This is a genomic window from Rhodococcus jostii NBRC 16295, assembly GCF_001894825.1.
Classification (GTDB): Bacteria; Actinomycetota; Actinomycetes; order Mycobacteriales; family Mycobacteriaceae; genus Rhodococcus_F; species Rhodococcus_F jostii.
Window position 1 is genome coordinate 41,543 of record NZ_BCWY01000058.1, and the last position, 21,870, is coordinate 63,412.

A 21,870-nucleotide genomic window follows, 5' to 3' on the forward strand; every position below is an offset into this window, starting at 1 on the left:
GCGAAGTGACAGTGAGTACAGATCTCGGCTACCACCAGGCGGTCGCACAATTCGACGAGCCCGAGGGAATCGGCCCTCGCGGCACACTCGTCGTCCTCCCCGGACGCGGCGAAAGCCCGATGGTGTATGAGCGTTTCGGGAAGCGCCTCGCCGCCGACGGCTACAGAGTACGAATCGTCGGAGAGGACGCGCACGCCGACGCGCGGGCGCAGCTCGATTCGCCGGCCGCCGTGTCACCGCGGATCCTCGTCGGCATCGACGTCGGCGCGCTCCGCGCTCTGCACCTGGTGCAGGACGCCGCGGTCGAAGCCGACGCACTGATTCTCGTGGGGTTGCCCGCCGGCGACGGGTCCCGGACCTGGGACGACGAGATCGACGCCCGCGCCAGCTGCCCCACCCAGCAGGCACGCCTCACCGACCCGGACCTGCTGACCCCCGGGCTGCTGACGGCCGACCGGATTCCCCCGGAACTGCGCAGCGTCACCCCGCGGACGGGGCTTCCCGTTCTCGCGCTGCACGGCGCCGACGACGCGGTGAGTCCCCTCGCCGACGCCCGCGCACGGTACGCCGACGCCCCCGCCGTCCGGCTGCTGTCGGTGACGCAGGGCCGGCACGACGTACTGAACTCGCTGAACCATCGCAGTGTCGCGGCGTCGGTCGTAGTGTTCCTCGAGTCACTCAAGGTCGGTTCCGAGCTTCCGGAACTGATCAGGAAGGAAAATGTGCGATGACCACTGTCGTGACCGCCGAGGAACTGAATGCTGCCCTGCACGGCGACACTCCCCCCGCCGTCCTCGACGTGCGGTGGGCCCTCGGTGACACCGAGGGTCGTCAGCACTATCTGGCCGCCCACATCCCGGGTGCGGTGTTCGTCGACCTCGACACCGAACTGGCCGCACACGGGGAACCCGCGCTCGGTCGTCACCCGTTGCCCGCGGTCGCCGACCTGCAGGCCGCAGCCCGCCGCTGGGGACTCACCGCCGGCACGCCGGTCGTGGCCTACGACAACACGGGCAACCTGGCCGCGGCCCGCGCGTGGTGGCTGCTCCGCTGGGCCGGCGTTGCGGATGTGCGGCTTCTCGACGGCGGGCTCGCCGCCTGGACCGCAGCCGAACTCCCGACGCGGTCCGGAGACGAGCACCCCGCCGCACCCGGCGACATCATCCTGACCGAGGGTCAGCTCCCCACCCTGACCGCCGACGAAGCTGCCGCCCTCGCGACGGAGGGCGTTCTCCTCGATGCCCGCGCCGCCGAACGGTATTCGGGCGAGACCGAGCCGGTCGACCCGAAGGCCGGACACATTCCCGGTGCCCGCAGCGCCCCCACGTCGGAGAACCTCGGTCCCGACGGGCGTTTCGCGAGTGTCGACGCGCTGCGTGCGCGGTTCACCGCGGTCGGCGCCGAGCCGGGCACGACGGTCGGCGTGTACTGCGGATCGGGAGTGACGGCCGCCCACCAGGTCGCTGCCCTCGCCTTGGCCGGTGTCGACGCCGTCCTCTACCCGGGCTCGTGGTCGCAGTGGTCCTCCGACCCCGGCCGTCCGGTCTCCACCGGTCCCGACCCGCGATGACCGACACCGTCTTCGAGAAGGAACTCGACGCACTGTTCGGCTCGTCCGCGGTCTTCGATCCCGGAGCACTGGCAGCACACAGCATCGACCGCTCGGGCTGGGAACCCGACGGCGCCCCAACCGCCCTCGTGTTCGCCGAAAGCACCGAGCAGGTGTCGGAACTGCTGGCTCTCGCGACACGGCACCGGGTTCCGGTGGTGACGCGCGGTGCGGGCACCGGCCTGTCGGGTGGGGCGGTTGCCCGCAACGGCGAGGTGGTGCTCAGCCTCGAACGGATGAACGCGATCCTCGAGATCTCCGAACTCGACCAGGTGGCCCGGGCGCAGGCCGGTGTGGTCACCGCCGAGATCGACGACGCCGCTGCCCGGGTCGGCCTGCGGTACGCCCCCGACCCGGGCAGCGTGGGCATCTCGACCATCGGCGGCAATATCGCAACCAATGCGGGCGGTCTCCGCTGCGCCAAGTACGGCGTCACGAAGGATTCCGTGCTCGGCCTCGAGGTGGTGCTCGCCGACGGCCGGGTGGTCCGCACCGGGCGACGCACCGTGAAGGGCGTGGCCGGATACGATCTGACATCCCTGCTGGTCGGGTCGGAGGGAACCCTCGGCGTGATCACCGAGGCCACTCTCCGGCTTCGCCCCGCGCCGGCGTCCACCGATACCGTCTCCGCGTACTTCCCCTCGATCACGGCGGCTGCTGCCGCGGCGTCCGCCATCACCGCCGCCGGGCTGCAACCGGCGGTCTGCGAACTCCTGGACGGGGTGTGCCTGCGGGCCCTCGACGCCGCCGAGGGCACCCGCCTGTCCGCGCGTGGCGAAGCGTTCCTGCTCGTGCAGACGGACGGTCCCGGATCGTCGAGCGAGGCGCGGTTGATCGAGAAGATCCTGCGTCCGCTGTCCGGGGACGTCGAGATCAGCGAGGACGCGGCGACAGCCGATGCCCTCGTCCGGGTGCGCCGGGGCGCGCTCCCCGCCCTCGAACGGCTCGGCCGGGTACTCATCGAGGACGTGGCCGTTCCCCGCTCGCAACTCAGTGCCATGACCGACGAGATCGGCCGTATCGCCGCCGACCACGACGCGACCGTCGCCACGATGGCGCATGCCGGAGACGGCAACCTGCACCCGATCTTCGTCGTCGACTCCGGATCGGTGGTCCCGCCGCACGTTTGGGCAGCGGCCGGCGACGTGTTCCAGGCGGCGCTGCGTCTCGGTGGCACCCTCACGGGAGAGCACGGAGTCGGACTGCTCAAGAAGCAGTGGCTCGGCCAGGAGATCGACGAGAACGTCGGCGGGCTGCTCCACGGCATCAAGACAGTGTTCGACCCATTGGGCATCCTGAACCCGGGCAAAGCTATCTGACAGGCTCCACGTCGTGCGCCGGGTAGGCGTGGATGAGGGCGGTGCTCAGCTTCGGGACCGCGTGGGTGAGGGTGTGTTCCGCGGTGTGCGCGACGCGGTGCGCGTCGCGCAGGCTGGTCGAGGGGTCGACGTCGAGTTCGGCGTCGGCGTGCAGGCGGTGCCCGATCCAGCGCATCTTCACGCTCCGCACACCGACGACGCCCGGTTCGGCGGCGAGTGCCCGTTCGGCGGCGTCGACGAGTCCGGGGTCGACGCCGTCCATCAGCCGCCGGAACACGTCGCGGGCGGCGGTCCTCAGCACGAGCAGGATCGCGGCCGTGATCATCAGGCCCACCACGGGATCGGCGAGCGGAATTCCGACGGCGACGCCGCCGGCGCCCAATACCACGGCGAGAGAGGTGAATCCGTCGGTCCGCGCGTGCAGTCCGTCGGCCACGAGGGCGGCGGAACCGATCCGCCGTCCGATCCGGATGCGGTACAGCGCCACCCATTCGTTGCCTGCGAAACCGATGACACCGGCGACAGCCACCCAGCCGAGATGGTGGATGGGCACGGGGTCGAGAAGGCGCCGGGTCGCCTCCACACCCGCAACGACCGCGGACAACGCGATCATCGCGACGACGAACAGGCCGGCGAGGTCCTCCGACCGGCCGTACCCGTACGTGAACCGCCGGGTGGCCGCCCGCCGGCCGAGGGCGAACGCGATCCACAGCGGGACCGCCGTCAGCGCGTCCGAGAAGTTGTGGACTGTGTCGGCGGCGAGTGCGACGGAACCGGACAGCACCACCACGATCACCTGGGCGAGGGCCGTGACGCCCAGCGCCACGAGGCTGATCTTCACCGCCCGGATACCGATCTCACTCGCCTCGAGTGCGTCGTCGACGCTGTCGGCGGAGTCGTGGCTGTGCGGGGCGAAGATCTCACGGAACGCCCCGCGCACCCCGCCGGGATGGCCGTGGCCGTGGCTATGCGGATGGTCGTGACCGTTCACGAGCCTTCTCCTCCCGCGGCGAGGCCCGTGCTCTCGTGGATGACCTGCAGGTCGCTGGTGGCGCGGTGGTGCCCGGGGATGCCGGGGCCCGCGTGCTCGGCGTTGAACACGGCGTCGGTGACCAGCTGCTGCACGTGCTCGTTGGCGACGCTGTAATAGATGGAGGTGCCCTCCCTGCGCGTGTGCACCAACCGAGCCATCCGAAGCTTCGCGAGGTGCTGCGAGACGGATGGCGCCGGCTTCCCCACCCGTTCGGCGAGCTCGTTCACCGACAGTTCGCCGCCCACGAGTTGCCAGAGCACCTGCACCCGGGTGGCGTCAGCCAGCATGCGGAACACTTCGACCACCAGCCCTACTTGGTCTTCGTCGAGCCGGCGCCGACAAGCACGCTTATCTGCATTCATACGCAGATAATAGGTCACTTCGTTTTGTGATGCATCAGACACCGAAATGACTTACTTGCTTGCACTAACGATGTATATAGTTGCTTGCATCAAGTAAGTCGTCCTTCAGGGGTTGCCATGTCCGTCTCGTCAGTGCCTTCCGTGTCGTCCGTATCCCTGGGCACCACCGAAGCGCTCATCGACGAGGTCTTCCTCTTCGGCCGCGTGCTTCGCGATGCCCTGGTGTCGGAAGGCGACGGTCACATCCCGCGCGCATTGACGGGGGTCCTCCTCGTCCTCGCGGCTCGGGGGGAATGCCGGCAGAACGAACTCGCCACCGAGCTGTGTGTCAGCCAGTCCTCACTCAGTCGCCAGATCACCGATCTGGTGGACGTCGGCTACGTCACCCGCCACTCGGACCCCGCCGACGGACGCGCGTTTCGAATACGCGTATCGCCGGAGGGAATGGCGTACGTGAAGCACGTGAGAACACAGCGGGCCGAACGAATGCAGAAATTGATGACCGGGTGGAACGAGACCGAGGCAGCGATTGCCCTCGAGTCCATCCGGCACCTGAAGGAAACACTCTTCGATCCAGAACACCGGATCGTCACGAGCTCGAACCCGATTGGAACACACAGCGTATGACCGAAACACAGACTCGGCCGCCGGTTGAAGAGACGACGGCCATGACGCACCGACAAATCCTCGAAGCCCTCACGGGCCTGCTCGCGGCGCTGTTCACCGCACTGCTGAGCAGCACGATCGTCGCCACCGCTCTTCCGACGATCATCGGTGACCTGAAGGGCACGCAGACCGCGTACGCCTGGGTCATCACCAGCGCGTTGCTCGCCAACGCCGCCTCCACCCCGATCTGGGGCAAGCTCGCGGACCTGTTCAACAAGAAGGTCCTCGTCCAAAGTGCGATCGTCATCTTCGTCATCGGTTCGGTGATCGCCGGCTTCGCGCACAACGTCCCGATCCTGCTGACCGCACGTGTCATCCAGGGCATCGGCATGGGTGGTCTGACGGCCCTCGTCGTCGCCATCATCGGCACCATCGTCTCGCCCCGTGAGCGCGGTCGCTACTCCGGCTACATGGGTGCCGTCATGGCCGTGTCGATGTCGGGCGGCCCGATCCTCGGCGGCGTCATCGTCGACAGCCCCCTCGGCTGGCGCTGGTGCTTCTTCGTGTGTGTGCCGCTCGCCGTCATCGCACTGATCCTGCTGCAGCGCACGCTGCACCTCGCCACCGAGAAGAAGGACGACGTCTCCATCGACTGGCTCGGCGCCCTGCTGCTGACCGCCGGTGTGTCCATCCTGCTCATCTGGGTCTCGTTCGCCGGCAAGGCTGGCTACTACGAGTGGTTCTCCCGCGAGACGGTCATGTACGTCGGAGCCGGTGTGCTCCTGCTGGCCGCGACGATCCTCGTCGAAGCCAAGGCCAAGTCGCCGATCATCCCGCTGAAGATCGTCACCGAGAAGACCACCGGCCTCGCCATCATCGCGTCCATCGCCGTCGGTGTCGGCATGTTCGGTTCCACCACGTTCCTCGGTCAGTACTTCCAGACCTCACGCGGCTACACCCCCACCATGGCCGGCGTGCTCACCATCCCGATGGTTGCCGGCATGCTCGTCGGCACGGTCGGATCCGGACAGCTCATCACCCGCTTCGGCAAGTGGAAGCCGTTCGTCGTCGGCGGCGCCGTGCTGATGATCATCGGCTTCGGACTGCTCGGCACCATCGATCACGAAACCAGCCTGACCCTGGTCGGCACCTACATCGCGATCATCGGCCTCGGCATGGGCATGCTGATGCAGAACCTGGTGCTCGCCGTGCAGAACACCGTCAGCGTCCAGAACATCGGTGCAGCCTCCAGCTCGGTCGCCTTCTTCCGGACCTTCGGTGGCGCGATCGGCGTCTCGGTTCTCGGTTCGGTGCTGGCCACCCGTGTCGCCGACCTGTCGGCCGACGGCTTCGCGAAGATCGGCATCAAGAGCGGGTCGGGCAGCGGTGGCGGAAGCCTGGACCTGACGTCCATGCCCGCTCCCGTCCAGGGCGTCATCCGCGCCGCATACGGAGACGCGACCGGCCGGATCTTCCTGATCGCCGCCGTCGTCGCCGTCATCACCCTGATCGCCGTCATCCTGCTGCCCAACCGCCCCCTGCGTCGCACCATCGACCTGTCGAGCGAGCAGGAGCCCGTCCAGGAACCCGAGTACGCCCCCATCCCGGACTACGCACTCGAACCCGACACGGCGCCGATCCAGTCATCCGACATCCGCGGCGGCAGGCACGAGGCACCGGCGGATCAGCACCAGCCCTTCGCCGGGTTGAGCGCCGACGCCCGCGACCGTCTCCTCTCCATGCTCCTGCCCCAGCCGGAGCAGACGCTGGAGGCGATCGACGAGGCCGAGAAGATCCGCGACGAGGTCAATCGCCTGCGCAACGATCTCAATGCCAAGCTCGTCGAATTCGACGCGGTCTGGGATCGCCTGCGCGAGCTGGGACTGAGCGAAGATCAAGTGGCCGGCGTCCTCGGCGGCGGGCAGATGACGGACACCGGCAACGGCGCCCTCATCCGCTGAATGAGATGATCGTCCAGTTCCACGACGCCGTCGGCTCGTCCACGTATCCCCCTCTACGTGGGCGGGCCGGCGGCGTGCTCGCTCAGTTGACCCGGTTCACCCTGGTGGGCACGTCGAGCAATGTGCTCTACGCTCTCGCGTTCTTCACCCTCGACGTGTACGGGTCGTTCGTCGCCAACCTGGTCGGCGTGGTGACCAGTTCGATGTTGGCCAACGAACTCCACCGTCGGCTCACCTTCCGGGCGGCTGACCGCGTCCGCTGGTTCGTCGCCCAGTGGGAAGGCGGAACGCTCGCACTGCTCGGCCTGGCCGTCAGCACGATCGCACTCGCCCTCCTGGGCACACTCTTCCCCGGCACCGACGGACTGGTGCAGGTCGCCCTCGTCGTCGCCGTCAGCGCCCTCGTCGGGGGCCTGCGCTTCCTCGCGCTCCGCGGTTGGGTCTTTGCCTCCGGCCCGTGAGTACTTGTTAACCGCCCGCGGTTAACAAGTACTCACGGCAGGGGACGGTGCCACGGACCCCTGATCGCCAGGGTCAGCCCCGGCAACTGAATGTTCGCGAACAGGATCTTCCCGTCCGCGCTGAATGCCGGACCGCAGAACTCGCTGTCGTTCAACTCGTTCCGAGCCATCGCGAACGGCTCACCCTCCGCCGTGACGCCCACGAGGTGGCTGATTCCTTCACCGTCCTCCGCGAGGATCACGCCGCCGTACGGCGAGACGGTGATGTTGTCTGGTCCGTCGTACTGTCCGGTGTCGACAGCGGGATCGGGATTGACACCGAACAGGAGCTTCAGCGTGACCGTCTGCTTCGCCGGGTCGAAGAACCACACCTGGCCGTCGTGCTCGGCGACGCTGCCGTCGCTGGTCCGTGCGTAGCTCGCGACGAAGTAGACGCCGCCGTCGCCCCACCACTGTCCCTCCAGCTTGCGGCTCCGGGTGACGGCGTCGTTCCCGAACTGCTTGCGCACCGACGTGCTCGTCGCGTCACGGTCCGGCACACCGACCCACTGCACGGAGTACACGGTGCCCGGCTCGGTGGCCTGCGACAGGTCGGGCACGTGCGTTCCGCCCTGGAAGCATGCCATCGCCTGGAGAGCGCCCGCGGTGTCGCCGCCCGACGACTGTGCGAGCTCGCGCAGCGCGTTCGGCCCGCCACGGAAACCCTGCGGCGGCGTCCACCGGTAGTACAGCCCGTTCGGCCCCGACGCGTCCTCCGTGAGGTAGATCGTGCTCGACGACGGATCCACCGCCACGGCCTCGTGTGCGTACCGTCCCAGGAACTTCAGGGGCACAGGGCTTTTGCCCTTGTTCGCCTCCTGGCTCGCCGGGTCCACCTCGAAGACGTAACCGTGGTCGAGCAGGAACCCGTCCTCCCCCGCGCGAGCCTCCGTCTCCTCGCAGGTCAACCACGTACCCCACGGGGTGATGCCACCCGCGCAGTTGTTCACGGTGCCCGCGACGCTGACGTACTGGCCCTGCCGTGTCCCGTCCGAGCCGACCGCGGTCGTGGTCGTGCCGCCGCGCGCACCCGAGTCGTAGGTCAATCCGTCGAGCGCGGGCACGCCAAACGGTTCGTCACTGCCGATCTCGTGATTGGTGACGAGTGTGGAACCGCCGGGTCGCGCGAACACCCCGATGGCGTCGGGATCACTCGGCACGGGGACGCCCCCGTCCAACTGCGTCTCACCCGAACGGGACACGACGGTGTACGAAAAACCCACCGGCAGCGAGAGAATGCGGTTCGGATCCGGCACGAGCGGTCCGTAGCCGATCGCCTGCCCCGGCGCCGCGGACGCGAACGCCGGACGGACGAGGGCGTCGACGCTGCCCGCGAGTGCCACACCGAGCCCGGTGAGCGCAGTGCGACCGAGGAATCGCGGCGGTTGAGTGGTGCAGTGGACACTGTCTGAAACCTCCATGTGACTGACCGGGACCTCCGGACGGTAGGTATCGCAATCCCCTGCATCGTGGACACACCGTGGCCCGCACGTGAACCGCGTGCGAACTTCCGCCTGTGAGTACTTGATAACCGCCCGCGGTTGACAAGTACTCACAGGCGTTGACATGTGACTAAATGGTCACCTATTCTCGATTCATGGACGACGATCACGTCTTCAAGGCGCTGGCCGATTCGACCCGCCGCCTGATTCTCGACCGATTGTTCGCCCACGACGGTCAGACGCTCACCGAGCTCGAGTCGCAGGTCGAGATGACGCGATTCGGGGTCATGAAACATCTGCGCGTGCTCGAGGACGCGGGGCTCGTCGTCACGCGCCGCTCCGGCCGGGAGAAGCTGCACTATCTCAACCCCGTGCCGATACAGCTGATCCACAACCGGTGGATCGACAAGTACACCGAGCGTCACACCAGTGCGCTCGCTCAGCTGAAATCCGAACTGGAGGAAGAGAAATGACTACCGCCGACACAATCCAGATCTACGCGGTGTACATCAAGGCGACGCCGGAGGCGATCTGGGACGCCATCACCAAACCCGAGTGGTCGCAGCAATACGGTTACGGCGGCCTGGTCGACTACGACCTCCGATCGGGCGGTGCGTTCCAATCCCGCGCCGACGACGCGATGAAGGCCTACCCGGGGGTGCCGGACGTGATCATCGACGGCGAGGTGATCGAATCCGATCCGCCGAAGAAGCTGGTCCAGACGTGGCGCATGCTGATGGACGCCGACAACGTGGAGGGCTTCACCACCCTCACCTACGAGATCGTGCAGTCGAGCCGGCCGGGAGTCGCGAAACTGACTGTCACCCACGACCTCACCAACGCACCGGGCCTGGCCGAAATGGTCGCGGGCAGGCGGGAGTCCGAGGGTGCGGGCGGCGGCTGGAACGAGGTTCTCAGCGGAATGAAGTCGCTCCTCGAGACGGGGCAGCCGATGGTGAACTGGGGCTGAGCCGCCCGGGTCGGCGGGGCGCGAGGACCGACATCTGTCGGACGGCAGCAGTAAGCTCCAACCATGACGGCTGCGCAGTCGCTCGACAATGATTTCCTCGCACTCGCCGACCCTTACCGGCGCGAGTTGCTTGCCCACTGTTATCGCATGATGGGTTCGCTTCACGACGCCGAAGACCAGATGCAGGAGACGTTCATCCGCGCCTGGCGCGGCTACGACGGGTATCAGCATCAGGCGTCACTGCGGACGTGGTTGTACAAGATCGCCACCAACACGTGCCTGACGGCGTTGCAGAGCAAGTCCAAGCGTCCGCTGCCCAGCGGGCTGGGCGCTCCGGACTCCGACCCCTCCGCCGACCTCGTCGAGCGGCACGAGGTGCCGTGGCTCGGACCGCTCCCCAACCGGCTCATCGACGACGACGCGAGCGATCCGGCCACCGTCGTGACGTCGCGCGAATCGGTGCGGCTGGCGTTCATCGCCGCCCTCCAGCATCTTCCCGCACGTCAGCGCGCCGTGCTCGTCCTGCGCGACGTGCTGCAGTGGAAGGCGTCGGAGGTCGCGACGGCACTCGGCACCACCACGACGGCGGTCAACAGCCTGCTGCAGCGGGCTCGCGCGCAGCTCGAACTGGCCACACCGACCGCCGACACCCTGGTCGAACCGGAGTCCCCGGAGGAGCGCGAGCTGCTCGACCGGTACGTCGCCGCGTTCGAGGACTACGACATCGACGCGATCGTCGACCTCTTCACCAAGGAGGCGGTCTGGGAGATGCCCCCGTTCGACGGCTGGTACCGCGGCGGAGCCTCGATCGGCACCCTGATCAGAGGAAACTGTCCGGCCAAGGGGCCGGGCGACATGCGTCTGGTGCCCACCGCCGCCAACGGACAGCCGGCGCTCGGCCTGTACATGCGCGGCGAGGACGGTGTCCACCGGCCGTTTCAGCTCCACGTCCTGGACGTGACGGCCGACGGGGTCTCCCACGTCGTCTGCTTCTTCGACGTCGATCTGTTCGAGAAGTTCGGACTGCCGGAGACCCCGCCCGCCTGATCCCCTACGCTGGGACGGCGGTGGGATCCATCCACATGACCTCCCAGACGTGGCCGTCCAGGTCACGGAACGCGCGTCCGTACATGAAGCCTTCGTCCTGAAGCTTGCCCCACGACGTCCCGCCGGACGCGAGCGCCGTGTCGACGAGGGTGTCCACCTCTTCGCGACTGTCGGCCGAGATACACATCAGGGCCTCGACGGCCTTCGAGGTGTCGCAGATGCCGCCTTCGATGAAGTCCTTGAACCGGGACTCGACGAGGAGCATCACCGAGGTGGAGTCGTTGATCACCATCGCGGTGCAGGAATCGTCACTGAAGGTGGAGTCGAATTCGAAGCCAAGTCCACCGAAGAACGTCTTGGTCGCGTCGAGGTTCTTGATCGGCAGGTTCACGAAGAGCATCCGGGACATGTGCATTCTCCTTCTCGGGTTCCGCTCGGTGCGGAAGGTCATCGATACAGACCGCGGCGGCGCGCGAAACTCATCGGCGATCGCTCCCGCATTCTCCTCAGCTCGTCGCGAGGTCGAGGAACGAGCCGATCATGATTCGCCCGGCGGCCTCCACGTCGTCCATGTGCTCCCCCGACGGCGCGGTGCCCGGCGGCATGTGGTCCTGCATCACCGACAGTTGCCTGCGGGTCAGTTCGACGTGGAACTGCAAGCCGTACGCTCGGTGGCCGATGGCGAAGCCCTGATTCTCGTAGAGGCGAGTGCCCGCGAGCCGGACGGCGCCGTCCGGGAGATCGAAGGTGTCGCCGTGCCAGTGGACGACGGGCACCTCGGCTCCGACCGAACCGAAGACGGGGTCGCGCGTTCCGTCCTCGGTCACCGTCACCGTCCCGGCACCGTTCTCCGGGCTCGGCCCCCGGCGGATCGCGCTACCGAACGAGGCGGCGAGAAGTTGCGCGCCGAGGCAGATTCCCAGCATCGGGAGTCCGGCTTCCACAAATTCTTTGATGAAGTTTCGCTCTCGCGGAAGTTGCGGGTGGGTAACGTCATCGAGTGCGCCCATCGGACCGCCCATCACCACGAGGCCACCGATGTCGTGAACGGCCGGAAGCTCCGACGCTCGGTACATGGGGTACTCGATGTACCGAATTCCCCGCTCTGCCAGCAGAGTACCGACGAGCGCCGGCCCTTCGAACGACACGTGTTTGACGACTGCCCATGGCTTGTTCATGGGACAATTCTTACCAACAAGGGACTTTCGGCCCTATCCTCCTTTACAGTCGACGAATTCCGCACTGAGTGCACAAAATTGGGATGTTCACACGGAGTTCATTTTCGGTGTAGGTCACCCGAATGACACCCCCTCAACTGGACGCTTGTCTAGTGGCATGGCTCACCCGAAACCTGTAGAAATACGAGCGTCACTCTTTCGTGACCCGTCCCATATCAATTAGTTATCCGGTGGTGGTCCCTGACAAACGGAACGTCACCATCTCCCGTTACCTCAGACCACAGACGACCCCTCCCGCGATCCGGGAAGACGTCTTCGGGATGGAAAGGGCCTTAGATGCCGCTCCCCATGTCACCCCTCGACTCGATGTTCCTGCTCGGTGAGTCCCGCGAGCATCCGATGCATGTCGGCGGCGTGGAGATCTTCCAGCTTCCGGAAGGCGCCGACACCTACGACATGCGCGCGATGCTCGACCGCGCGCTGGCCGACGGCGACGGCATCGTCACCCCCCGGCTCGCCAAGCGGGCGCACCGCTCCTTCTCCTCGCTCGGTCAGTGGAGCTGGGAGACCGTGGACGATCTCGACCTCGGTCACCACATCCGGCACGACGCCCTCCCCGCCCCCGGTGGCGAGGCCGAGCTGATGGCGCTGTGCTCCCGGCTGCACGGGTCGCTTCTCGACCGCAGCCGCCCGCTGTGGGAGATGCACCTGATCGAGGGACTGAGCGACGGCCGGTTCGCCGTCTACACCAAGATCCACCACGCGGTCGCCGACGGCGTCACCGCGATGAAGATGCTGCGGCAGGCACTCAGCGAGAACTCGGACGACCGGGACATGCCGGCGCCGTGGCAGCCGCGGGGCCCGCGCCCGGAGCGGACGCCGTCGAAGGGCTTCAGCCTGTCCGGCCTGGCCGGTTCCACTTTCCGCACCGCCCGCGACACCGTCGGCGAGGTGGCCGGACTCGTGCCCGCGCTCGCCGGAACCGTGTCCCGCGCGTTCCGCGACCAGGGTGGTCCGCTCGCCCTGTCCGCGCCGAAGACCCCGTTCAACGTGCCGATCACCGGCGCCCGCCAGTTCGCGGCGCAGTCGTGGCCGCTCGAACGTCTCCGGCTCGTCGCCAAGCTGTCCGACGCCACCATCAACGACGTCGTCCTCGCGATGTCCTCGGGAGCTCTGCGCAGCTACCTGGAGGATCAGGAGGCCCTGCCTTCGGATCCGCTGATCGCGATGGTCCCGGTGTCGCTGAAGGCTCAGCGCGACGCGTCGAACGGCAACAACATCGGGGTGCTCATGTGCAACCTGGGCACGCACCTGCCCGACCCGGCGGATCGACTCGACACCATCCGCACGTCCATGCGCGAAGGCAAGGAGGCGTACGGCTCGATGAGCGCCACGCAGATCCTCGCCATGAGCGCTCTGGGTGCCGCCCCGATCGGCGCGAGCATGCTCTTCGGCCACAACTCGCGGGTGCGTCCGCCGTTCAACCTGATCATCTCCAATGTCCCCGGCCCGAGTTCCCCGCTGTACTGGAACGGCGCACGGCTCGACGCGATCTACCCCCTGTCGGTGCCCGTCGACGGTCAGGGCCTGAACATCACCTGCACCAGCAACGACGACATCATCTCGTTCGGGGTCACCGGGTGCCGGAGCGCGGTGCCCGACCTGAAGTCGATCCCCGCCCGGCTGGGACACGAACTGCGCGCCCTCGAGCGCGCGGTCGGAATCTGACCCTCAGGGACTCTTGCGATCGCTGTGCCCGAGATCGCGCTCGGGCGCTACGCGGTCGCGCACCAGTTGCTTGAGCACGGTGATGTCGGGGAAGCCGCCCTGCTCCTTGCGGTCCCAGATCAGCTCGTCGTCCACGGTGATCCGGAAGATTCCTCCGGTGCCGGGGACGAGCGCGACCTCGCCGAGTTCCTGCCCGAAGGTGCCGAGTAGTTCTTGCGCCATCCACGCTGCACGCAACAGCCATTGGCACTGAGTGCAGTAGGTGATCGCGACCCGGCCGTGCGCGCTGCTCGTCGTCATCGTGCCAGGTTAACCGAACGCACTCCGCCGCTTGCTGTTCGAGTTGCACGCGCGACACCTGTTCGTCATGCGGACGTCAGGATCCTGAGGCACACTGTCGATCGCCATGCTGTGCCCCCTCGACGAAAGGAAGCCGCCATGTCCACCGCGCTCGAAGAATCGCGTCGCCACGCCATCGAACTGACCAACGAGAAGATCCAGGCCGTCAAGGATTTCTTCACCAACATCTTCCGCCTCGACACCACGCACCAGACCAAGGTCTGAACGGCCGGGGAGGCCTTCTCCGCGAAGGTCTCCCCCGGGTTCACCGGAGGGCACCGAAGAACTCCACGACCTCCGCGGCCCGGAAGTGGTCTTCGGAGACGTGTGCGCCGCTCACCTCGACTAACTCGACCGCGCCCGCGCCGCGCCGCAGCATCTCGACCCACGGTCCCGTGACGCCGGCGATGTTCGCCACTTCGTCCTCCCTCGACGCGTACACCCGAATCGGCACTCCGGCATAATCTCTCGGCTCGTGCCGGACGGCGTCCCAGCCCGCGGTCTTCGGTTCAAGGTCGTGACCGTCCGCCGACAACCGGAACGCGTCCCGCACGGTGTCGCGTCCGTGTTCACCCCGTTCCCACACCGCCCGCAGCGACAGGGACGGGGCGATCAGCACCGCCCCGTCCCACGCGGCCTCCCGCAGGCGCACGGCGTTGGCGGCGGCGTTGCCGCCCATCGATTCTCCGATCACGAACCGAACTGACACCGGCCACCGGCGTGAGACCCACTCGTCCAGCGCGACGACGGCATCCTGCGCGCGCCGGTTTCCCCACAGGTCACCGTGCAGGTAGGGCGCGGCGACGACGTAGCCGGCGTCGAGCAGTCCGTCCCGCAGACCGGCGCGGTCGTCGATCGACCGCTGGTCGCCCGTACGACCGTGCAGGTAGTACACGACAGCCGACGGCGTCACCCCCTGCGGCACCGCCACCAGCGCGGGATCACCCGAGCGAGGGACCGTCACCGCGTACTCGTCGTACCTCGTGAGCTGCGCCGTGTGCCGCGTCAGCGGTTCGCCCGGCTGGTCACGAACTGTCACCCCGTCACGCTAACAAGCGGCGACGGGACGCGCGTGGCAACGAACCGGGCCCGGCACCGGTTTCGCCGAGTCGAGCAGAACCCCGGCGGCGCGCTCCTATAATTCGTGGGTTGAGCCCTACCTGCGAGGGGGACCGATGACCGGCTTCCTGCTCCGACGAGCGCTCAACTACCTTGTGCTGTTGCTGCTGGCCTCGTTCCTGACGTTCAGTCTCGCCTCGCTCACGTTCCGTCCGCTCGACAGCCTGGAACAGCGCAACCCCCGGCCACCGCAGTCGGTGATCGACGCGAAAGCCGCCGAACTGAATCTGGACGAGCCGATTCCGGTGCGGTACGCGAGCTGGCTCCGCGGGGTCGTCCACGGCGACTTCGGCACCACCATCACCGGACAGCCGGTGTCGGACGAGCTGGGCCGCCGGATCCTGGTGAGCATGCGGTTGCTGATCCTCGGCTCCGTCATCGGCGCCGTGCTGGGGGTGCTGATCGGCGCCGCCGGTGCGATCCGGCAGTACAAGTTCAGCGACTATTTCAGCACCGTCGTGTCTTTGCTGATTCTCAGCGCACCCGTGTTCCTCGTCGCCACCCTCCTGAAATACGGTGCTCTCCAGATCAACTCGGCCACCGGCAGCCAGATCTTCCTGTACACCGGCGAATCCTCGGCCAGCACGATCACCGGTTTCTGGCCGCAGCTGGTCGACCGGGTGCAGCACCTGGTGCTGCCGACGTTCGCGCTGGCGTTGGGCAGCATCGCCGGCTACAGCCGGTATCAGCGCAACGCGATGCTCGATGTTCTGGGAAGCGACTTCATCCGGACCGCCAGGGCGAAGGGATTGACCCGTCGGGCGGCGCTGCTCAAGCACGGGCTCCGGACGGCGCTGATCCCGATGGCGACGCTGTTCGCCTACGGATTCGGGGCCCTGGTGGTGGGTGCCACGTTCACCGAGACGATCTTCGGCTGGCACGGGATCGGCGAGTGGATCGTGATCGGCATCGACACTCAGGACACCAACATCGTCGTCGCGATCACGTCGTTCACCGGGCTGATCGTGCTGTTGTCGGGACTGCTGTCGGACGTGGTGTACGCGGCTCTCGACCCGCGGGTGCGCGTCGGATGACCGAGATCCAGATCGCGTCCACCGACGCGGCGGTGTCGGCCGTCGGTCGCCGGACACTGCTGTGGCGGCGGTTTCTCCGCAACAGGCCCGCCATCGCCGGGGCGTCCGTGTTGCTGCTGCTGTTCGTGGTCAGTTTCGTCGGACCGTACCTGCTGCCCTACGACTATCAGCAACTCGACTACACCGCGCTGCTGCAACCGCCCAGTGCGCAGCACCCGTTCGGCACCAACCAGATCGGGCAGGACGTGCTCGCCCAGACGTTGCGGGGCCTCCAGAAGTCGCTGATCATCGGGATCTGCGTCGCGATCTTCTCCACGGCGATCGCGGCGCTCGTCGGGGCGCTGGCAGGGTATGTCGGCGGCTGGCCGGATCGGGTGATCATGTGGCTGGTCGATCTGCTGCTCGTCGTTCCCAGTTTCATCATCATCGCCGTGTTCACTCCCCGGCTGAAGGCCGCGAGTTCGATCGCCCTGCTGATCCTGCTGCTCGCGGTGTTCGGCTGGATGATCACCGCCCGGATGGTGCGGGGAATGACGCTGAGCCTGCGTGAGCGGGAATTCGTCCAGGCCGCCCGCTACATGGGGGCACCGACCCACAAGATCATCACCAGCCACATCGTCCCGAACATCGCGTCCATCCTGATCATCGACGCCACCCTGAACGTCGGCGCCGCGATCCTCGCCGAGACGGGCCTCAGCTTCCTCGGGTTCGGCGTCCAGAAACCCGACATCTCCCTCGGGTCCCTCATCGCCGACGGCACCGAATCGGCCCTCACCTACCCGTGGCTGTTCCTGTTCGCGGGCGGACTGCTGGTGCTCACCGTGCTGTCGGCGAATCTGGTGGGCGACGGTCTGCGCGACGCCGTCGACCCGAGTTCGAAGCGCGCCCGATCCCGCAGGAAGAAGCCGAAGCGGTGACCGGGGAACGGCTGCTCGACATCGAGGATCTCCGGGTCAGCTTCCCCAGCGAGGAGGGCCGGATCGAGGCGGTCCGCGGCGTCAGCTACGCCATCTCCGACGGTGAGGTGCTCGCCATCGCCGGCGAATCGGGCTCGGGGAAATCGGTGGCGTCACTGGCCGTGATGGGTCTGCTGCCCGAGCATGCGCGGGTCACCGGATCCATCCGGTTGCAGGGCCGCGAACTGCTGGGCATGGGAGACCGGGAGCTGTCCGCGCTGCGCGGCAAGACGGTGAGCATGGTGTTCCAGGACCCGCTGTCGGCGCTGACACCCGTATACCGGGTGGGCGACCAGATCGCGGAGGCGCTGCTCGTGCACGGCCGGGCGAGCAGCAAGAAGGAGGCGGCGCAGCGTGCGGTGGACCTGCTCGACCTCGTCGGCATACCCGATCCCGCAGTGCGCGCCAAGGCCTTTCCGCACGAGTTCTCCGGCGGCATGCGTCAGCGCGTCGTGATCGCCATCGCCATCGCCAACGACCCCGCGCTGATCATCTGCGACGAGCCGACCACCGCGCTGGACGTGACGGTGCAGGCGCAGATCCTGAACCTGCTGCGCAAGGCCCGCGACCTCACCGGCGCCGGCGTCGTGATGATCACCCACGACATGGGCATCGCCGCGACGCTCGCCGACCGGGTGGTGGTGATGTACGCGGGCCGGGTGGTGGAGTCCGCGCCGGTGCGCGAACTGTTCGCCGAGCCCCGGATGCCGTACACCGCGGGGCTGCTCGTGTCCGTGCCCCGGATGGACGCCCCGATCCGCAGCCGCCTGATCCCGATCGCCGGTGCACCGCCCGCGCTGCATTCGTTGCCGGCCGGCTGCACGTTCGCGCCGCGCTGCCCGCTGGCCGTGGACGCCTGCCTGCCGGCCGAGCCGGATCTCGTCCTGACCGGTCCGGGCCATCGGGCGGCCTGCATCCGCGTCGACGAGGTGGGCACCCGCGACCTGTTCACCGCCTACCGCCGGAGCCAGCCGGCACCGCCCGGCGCCGCGCCCCCGGAACCCGAGCACCGGGTGGTGTTGCGGGTGACGGACCTCGTCAAGACGTATCCGATCACCAGCGGTCTGGTGTTCCGCCGCACCCGGGGCGAGATCCGGGCGGTCGACGGTATCAGCTTCGACATCCGCGGAGGCCGCACGCTGGCGTTGGTGGGCGAATCCGGCTCCGGCAAATCGACCACGTTGACGCAGATCCTCGAACTGGCCGCACCGGAATCCGGTGCGATCGAGGTACTGGGCTCCGACGTCGCGGCACTGAGCAAGCACCGGAAACGCGAGATCCGCCGCAAGATGGCCATCGTCTTCCAGGATCCGACGGCGTCGCTGGACCCCCGGCTGCCGGTGTTCGACGTGCTCGCCGAGCCGCTGCGACTGGACGGCCGCGGACGCGAGGAGATCGGCCGCCGGGTGCCGGAGTTGCTCGACCTGGTCGGGTTGCGACGCGAGCACGCCGACCGGTATCCGGCCGATTTCTCGGGCGGTCAGAAGCAGCGGATCAGCATCGCGCGGGCGCTCGCCCTCGATCCGGAACTGCTGATCCTCGACGAGCCGGTGTCGTCTCTCGACGTCTCGATCCAGGCCGGTGTGCTCAACCTCCTGCGTGACCTTCAGGAGCAGCGGGGCATGTCGTACCTGTTCGTCTCCCACGACCTGTCGGTGGTCCGCAACATCGCTCACGACGTCGCGGTGATGTTCCAGGGCAGGATCGTCGAGTCGGGGCCGCCGCAGACGATCTTCGAGGATCCGCAGCACGAATACACGCGGGCACTGCTCGCGGCAATTCCCGTTCCGGATCCGACGTATTTGGCACACTAGGTTCAGCGAACGTCGAGGAGGGCCATTGCCATGAGGATTCGTTCGGTGCGTGCCCGCCTCGCAGTATCGTTCCTGGCCTTCGGGCTGATTGTCGCCGGCTGCGGGGGTTCGGACACCGGTGGTGTCGACGCCGGGTCCGGGTCGATCGGCACCACCAACGACATCAATCCGCACGATCCGAGCGAGCTACGCGACGGCGGAAATCTGCGGTTGGCGTTGTCGGGCTTTCCCGCGAACTTCAACACCCTGTCCAACGACGGCAACGACTCCGAGATCGCCGGCATCCTGAAACCGATAATGCCGCGGGCGTTCGGCACCGACGCGTCCGGAGCTCTGTCGGTGAATCACGACTACTTCACCGACGTGGCACTGACCGGCACCGACCCCCAGCAGGTCACGTACACGATCGACCCGAAGGCGGTGTGGTCCGACGGCACCCCGATCACGTGGGCAGACATCCAGTCTCAGGCCGCGGCGCTGAACGGGACGAACAAGGAATTCCTGATCGCGAACACGTCCGGGTTCGAGCGGGTCGACCGGGTCGAGCGCGGTGTCGACGACCGGCAGGCGGTGATCACCTTCGCCGAGCCGTACGCCGAGTGGAGGGGCCAGTTCGCGGGCAACTCGATGCTCTTCCCGAAGTCGGCGACCGCGACCCCCGAGGCGTTCAACGCGAGTCTGCGCGACGGAATCACGCTGACGTCGGGTCCGTTCCGCATCGAGTCGATCGACAAGGCGCAGAACCGGATCACGCTGGGCCGCAATCCCGCGTGGTGGGGTGACACACCGAAACTCGACACCATCACCTACAGCGTGCTCGACGACTCCGCCCGCATTCCGGCGTTGCAGAACAACGAGATCGACGCGTCGGGACTGGCCACGATCGACGAGGTGAAGACCGCGCAGGGCTCGGCCGGCATCGCGATCCGCCGCGCACCGGGAACCCAGTTCTCGCACATCACGTTCAACGGCGCGGAGGGGTCTATCCTCGCCGATCCGGAACTGCGGGTGGCACTGTCGAAGGGAATCGACCGGCAGGGCATCGCGACCGCGATTCAGAACGGTCTGGTCGACGACCCCCAACCGCTGAACAATCACGTGTATCTCAACGGTCAGCAGGGCTATCAGGACAACAGCGCAGCGGTCGCCTACGACCCCGAGGAGGCGGCGCGGCGGCTCGACGAACTCGGGTGGAAACTCAACGGCGAGTTCCGCGAGAAGGACGGGCGCAGGCTCGAGATCCGCGACGTGATGTACCAGTCGACCACCTGGGTCCAGATCGCGCAGATTGTTCAGCAGAACCTCGCGCAGATCGGCGCGAAGCTGAACATCGACACCCGCAGCGGCACCGGATTCTTCACCGACGTGATCCAGCCCGGCGACTTCGACATCGCCCAGTTCTCCTGGGTGGGTGATCCGTTCCCTCTCAGCGGGCTACCGCAGATCTACGCGTACAACCCGGACGATCTGCAGGGCAACTACGGCCGGATCGGCTCGCCCGAGTTGAACGCGCTGATCGAGCGGACCATCTCGGAACTCGACCCGGAGAAGGCGATCGAACTCGCGAACGAGGTGGACACGACGGTGTTCGAGGAGGGCTTCTCGCTGCCGCTCGTGCAGGCGCCGGGCAACGTCGCGGTCCGCGACGATCTCGCGAACTTCGGCGCCCCGGGCCTCGCGTCGTACGACTACACCAAGATCGGATTCCTGAATCAGTAGTTCCGTGGCCGTGCGCTATCCCGTCGTCGTCGGCATGTGCGCCCTCGTGGTGTGTGGCGCATTCATCCCGTTCGCCGACGCCGATCAGCTCAGCGCGCTGGTCGTCGTGGCGGCGACGGTGCTCGGAGTCACCGGCTACACCTGGTTCGCTGCCACCCGGAACGGTTCGCAGCCGGGTCGCCGCGCCACGGTGCACCGGGTCCGCCAGCAGCACCGGCTCACCAGCAGGTCCTGGATCGAGATACACGAGGAACCGGATCCGCTGTGGATTCCCGTGTTCTTCGATCCGGCCCTGATCACGATGCCGACCCCGACGACGGCGACGGTGCACGAGGCGGGCGCGCGCAGCGTGGTGGTGTGGGACGGGCGGCGACTACTTCCTGCCGGGCGAACGCGTCGTTCGGAGCCGGTCGGCCGGTTGATCGACAACCCGTCGCGGCCGGACCCGGACGGTCCGGTGCGCGCCCGGATCGCCGCTCGGCCGATGCGTCGGATCGTCCTCGACGCTCAGTTCGCGGTGGCCGCGCCGTTCGCCGGGGCGCTGTGGGTGTACGTCGCGGGCGGCGGGCTTCCCGCATTCGTCGGCGCGACGTGCGTGGCGGCGGTCGTCGCGGTGTGGTTCGCGGCCGTCCGGGGATCCGACCCCAGCTGACTCTCAGGACATCGTGACACCCGCGCTGACGAAGCACGGGAGCAGCCCGGCGATCTCACTCAGCACCGGTCCGAACCCGACGGCGGCCGGTACCGGGTCGTTGACGAACGCGACCCCCCGGAACCCGGTGGTGAGGTTCGTGAACTGCACGACGGCGCCGTTCCACTGCGCGAGAGGCGCGGCGGTGGTGTACCGGATCCGGTCGGGCGCGACCCGTTCCGCGTTGAACGTCAGCCACGCGCCGGGGGCGCACGTCGACATCGAGCCGGGGATGAAGGGCGCGGCGGACGCGGCACCGGGCACGGCGAACGACAGCGCGCCGGCCACGGCGATCACTGCTCCCAGCCGACCCACCATTTTTCGAGTAGACATCGGAATTCCTTTCGGGGCGCGCCAATCCGTCTCCCCGAGTACGGCGGAACCGCGTCACTGAGTGTGAATACCAGCTCAGAGAATTATATCTCCGCAAGTAGGTCCCACCG

At 67.5% G+C, this 21,870-nt stretch carries 23 protein-coding genes and 1 pseudogene; 16 read left to right on the forward strand and 8 right to left on the reverse strand.

The features are described 5' to 3' along the window. Window positions 1-11 precede the first annotated feature (11 nt). Genes RJ1_RS29930 through RJ1_RS29940 form a run of 3 tightly spaced genes read left to right on the forward strand, consistent with a single transcriptional unit; the run spans window position 12 to window position 2,928 of the window. A complete protein-coding gene (locus RJ1_RS29930) occupies window positions 12-731 on the forward strand; it encodes an alpha/beta hydrolase (RefSeq protein WP_073366158.1) in 720 nt (239 codons plus the stop codon). Next, a complete protein-coding gene (locus RJ1_RS29935) occupies window positions 728-1,570 on the forward strand; it encodes a sulfurtransferase (RefSeq protein WP_073366134.1) in 843 nt (280 codons plus the stop codon). The genes RJ1_RS29930 and RJ1_RS29935 overlap by 4 nt, the downstream gene beginning before the upstream one ends. Continuing rightward, window positions 1,567-2,928 carry an FAD-binding oxidoreductase gene (locus RJ1_RS29940; protein WP_073366157.1) on the forward strand — a complete coding sequence of 454 codons (1,362 nt, stop codon included), beginning with the start codon at window positions 1,567-1,569 and terminating at the stop codon, window positions 2,926-2,928. The genes RJ1_RS29935 and RJ1_RS29940 overlap by 4 nt, the downstream gene beginning before the upstream one ends. Here the strand turns inward: RJ1_RS29940 and RJ1_RS29945 are convergent. Continuing rightward, window positions 2,921-3,919, reverse strand: a complete 999-nt coding sequence (locus tag RJ1_RS29945; protein ID WP_073366135.1) for a cation diffusion facilitator family transporter — start codon at window positions 3,917-3,919, stop codon at window positions 2,921-2,923. The genes RJ1_RS29940 and RJ1_RS29945 overlap by 8 nt on opposite strands. Then, complete coding sequence (locus RJ1_RS29950) at window positions 3,916-4,323, reverse strand: ArsR/SmtB family transcription factor (RefSeq protein WP_073366136.1); 408 nt, start codon at window positions 4,321-4,323, stop codon at window positions 3,916-3,918. The genes RJ1_RS29945 and RJ1_RS29950 overlap by 4 nt, the downstream gene beginning before the upstream one ends. Window positions 4,324-4,440: 117 nt before the next feature. Here RJ1_RS29950 and RJ1_RS29955 point away from each other — a divergent pair, with 117 nt between their 5' ends. Genes RJ1_RS29955 through RJ1_RS29965 form a run of 3 tightly spaced genes read left to right on the forward strand, consistent with a single transcriptional unit; the run spans window position 4,441 to window position 7,351 of the window. Next, the gene (locus RJ1_RS29955; RefSeq protein WP_073366137.1) at window positions 4,441-4,950 is read left to right on the forward strand and encodes a MarR family winged helix-turn-helix transcriptional regulator; all 510 of its coding nucleotides are present in this window, start codon (window positions 4,441-4,443) and stop codon (window positions 4,948-4,950) included. Continuing rightward, window positions 4,947-6,890 carry an MDR family MFS transporter gene (locus RJ1_RS29960; RefSeq protein WP_073366138.1) on the forward strand — a complete coding sequence of 648 codons (1,944 nt, stop codon included), beginning with the start codon at window positions 4,947-4,949 and terminating at the stop codon, window positions 6,888-6,890. The genes RJ1_RS29955 and RJ1_RS29960 overlap by 4 nt, the downstream gene beginning before the upstream one ends. A gap of 5 nt (window positions 6,891-6,895) precedes the next feature. Next, window positions 6,896-7,351: a GtrA family protein gene (locus RJ1_RS29965; RefSeq protein ID WP_073366139.1), complete on the forward strand. Its 456-nt coding sequence runs from the start codon at window positions 6,896-6,898 to the stop codon at window positions 7,349-7,351. 32 nt (window positions 7,352-7,383) lie between these two features. Here RJ1_RS29965 and RJ1_RS29970 read toward each other — a convergent pair. After that, window positions 7,384-8,795, reverse strand: a pseudogene (locus RJ1_RS29970) (alkaline phosphatase PhoX). A 192-nt stretch (window positions 8,796-8,987) separates the two neighbouring features. Between RJ1_RS29970 and RJ1_RS29975 the strand changes: the two are divergent. From RJ1_RS29975 to RJ1_RS29985, 3 genes are all read left to right on the forward strand, one after another. Further along, window positions 8,988-9,305, forward strand: coding sequence for an ArsR/SmtB family transcription factor (locus RJ1_RS29975; RefSeq protein WP_174695039.1), 318 nt, complete (start codon window positions 8,988-8,990; stop codon window positions 9,303-9,305). Then, window positions 9,302-9,802: an SRPBCC family protein gene (locus RJ1_RS29980; RefSeq protein WP_073366141.1), complete on the forward strand. Its 501-nt coding sequence runs from the start codon at window positions 9,302-9,304 to the stop codon at window positions 9,800-9,802. Before RJ1_RS29975 ends, RJ1_RS29980 begins: the two co-directional genes overlap by 4 nt. A 63-nt stretch (window positions 9,803-9,865) precedes the next feature. Beyond that, complete coding sequence (locus RJ1_RS29985) at window positions 9,866-10,849, forward strand: sigma-70 family RNA polymerase sigma factor (protein ID WP_073366142.1); 984 nt, start codon at window positions 9,866-9,868, stop codon at window positions 10,847-10,849. 4 nt (window positions 10,850-10,853) lie between these two features. Here the strand turns inward: RJ1_RS29985 and RJ1_RS29990 are convergent, their stop codons facing one another. Together RJ1_RS29990 and RJ1_RS29995 are read right to left on the reverse strand one after the other, a co-directional pair. After that, window positions 10,854-11,258 carry a VOC family protein gene (locus RJ1_RS29990; RefSeq protein ID WP_073366159.1) on the reverse strand — a complete coding sequence of 135 codons (405 nt, stop codon included), beginning with the start codon at window positions 11,256-11,258 and terminating at the stop codon, window positions 10,854-10,856. Between the two features lie 97 nt (window positions 11,259-11,355). Next, window positions 11,356-12,027 (reverse strand): type 1 glutamine amidotransferase, encoded by a 672-nt coding sequence (locus RJ1_RS29995; protein ID WP_073366143.1) that lies wholly within the window; start codon window positions 12,025-12,027, stop codon window positions 11,356-11,358. A 336-nt stretch (window positions 12,028-12,363) separates the two neighbouring features. Between RJ1_RS29995 and RJ1_RS30000 the strand changes: the two genes are divergently transcribed. Beyond that, window positions 12,364-13,755 (forward strand): WS/DGAT/MGAT family O-acyltransferase, encoded by a 1,392-nt coding sequence (locus tag RJ1_RS30000; protein WP_073366144.1) that lies wholly within the window; start codon window positions 12,364-12,366, stop codon window positions 13,753-13,755. 3 nt (window positions 13,756-13,758) lie between these two features. On the opposite strand, the gene RJ1_RS30005 is transcribed toward RJ1_RS30000, so the two are convergent. Continuing rightward, on the reverse strand, window positions 13,759-14,055 hold the full coding sequence (locus tag RJ1_RS30005; RefSeq protein WP_073366145.1) for an Rdx family protein: 297 nt from the start codon (window positions 14,053-14,055) through the stop codon (window positions 13,759-13,761). A gap of 138 nt (window positions 14,056-14,193) precedes the next feature. Between RJ1_RS30005 and RJ1_RS47970 the strand changes: the two genes are divergently transcribed. Next, window positions 14,194-14,319, forward strand: coding sequence for a hypothetical protein (locus RJ1_RS47970; RefSeq protein ID WP_255284908.1), 126 nt, complete (start codon window positions 14,194-14,196; stop codon window positions 14,317-14,319). Between the two features lie 40 nt (window positions 14,320-14,359). Here the strand turns inward: RJ1_RS47970 and RJ1_RS30010 are convergent, their stop codons facing one another. Beyond that, the gene (locus RJ1_RS30010; protein WP_073366146.1) at window positions 14,360-15,133 is read right to left on the reverse strand and encodes an alpha/beta hydrolase family protein; all 774 of its coding nucleotides are present in this window, start codon (window positions 15,131-15,133) and stop codon (window positions 14,360-14,362) included. Window positions 15,134-15,269: 136 nt separating this feature from the next. On the opposite strand from RJ1_RS30010, the gene RJ1_RS30015 reads away from it, so the two are divergent. The 5 genes from RJ1_RS30015 to RJ1_RS30035 are packed head-to-tail and all read left to right on the forward strand — an operon-like array spanning window position 15,270 to window position 21,388. Next, a complete protein-coding gene (locus RJ1_RS30015) occupies window positions 15,270-16,247 on the forward strand; it encodes an ABC transporter permease (protein WP_073366147.1) in 978 nt (325 codons plus the stop codon). Further along, window positions 16,244-17,164, forward strand: coding sequence for an ABC transporter permease (locus RJ1_RS30020; protein WP_073366148.1), 921 nt, complete (start codon window positions 16,244-16,246; stop codon window positions 17,162-17,164). The genes RJ1_RS30015 and RJ1_RS30020 overlap by 4 nt, the downstream gene beginning before the upstream one ends. Next, window positions 17,161-19,017: a dipeptide ABC transporter ATP-binding protein gene (locus RJ1_RS30025; protein ID WP_073366149.1), complete on the forward strand. Its 1,857-nt coding sequence runs from the start codon at window positions 17,161-17,163 to the stop codon at window positions 19,015-19,017. Before RJ1_RS30020 ends, RJ1_RS30025 begins: the two co-directional genes overlap by 4 nt. Before the next feature lie 30 nt (window positions 19,018-19,047). Beyond that, a complete protein-coding gene (locus RJ1_RS30030; protein ID WP_073366150.1) occupies window positions 19,048-20,736 on the forward strand; it encodes an ABC transporter family substrate-binding protein in 1,689 nt (562 codons plus the stop codon). Between the two features lie 46 nt (window positions 20,737-20,782). After that, window positions 20,783-21,388, forward strand: coding sequence for a hypothetical protein (locus tag RJ1_RS30035; protein WP_073366160.1), 606 nt, complete (start codon window positions 20,783-20,785; stop codon window positions 21,386-21,388). 3 nt (window positions 21,389-21,391) lie between these two features. Here the strand turns inward: RJ1_RS30035 and RJ1_RS30040 are convergent, their stop codons facing one another. Next, window positions 21,392-21,760, reverse strand: a complete 369-nt coding sequence (locus RJ1_RS30040) for a hypothetical protein (RefSeq protein WP_073366151.1) — start codon at window positions 21,758-21,760, stop codon at window positions 21,392-21,394. Between the last annotated feature and the right edge of the window lie 110 nt (window positions 21,761-21,870).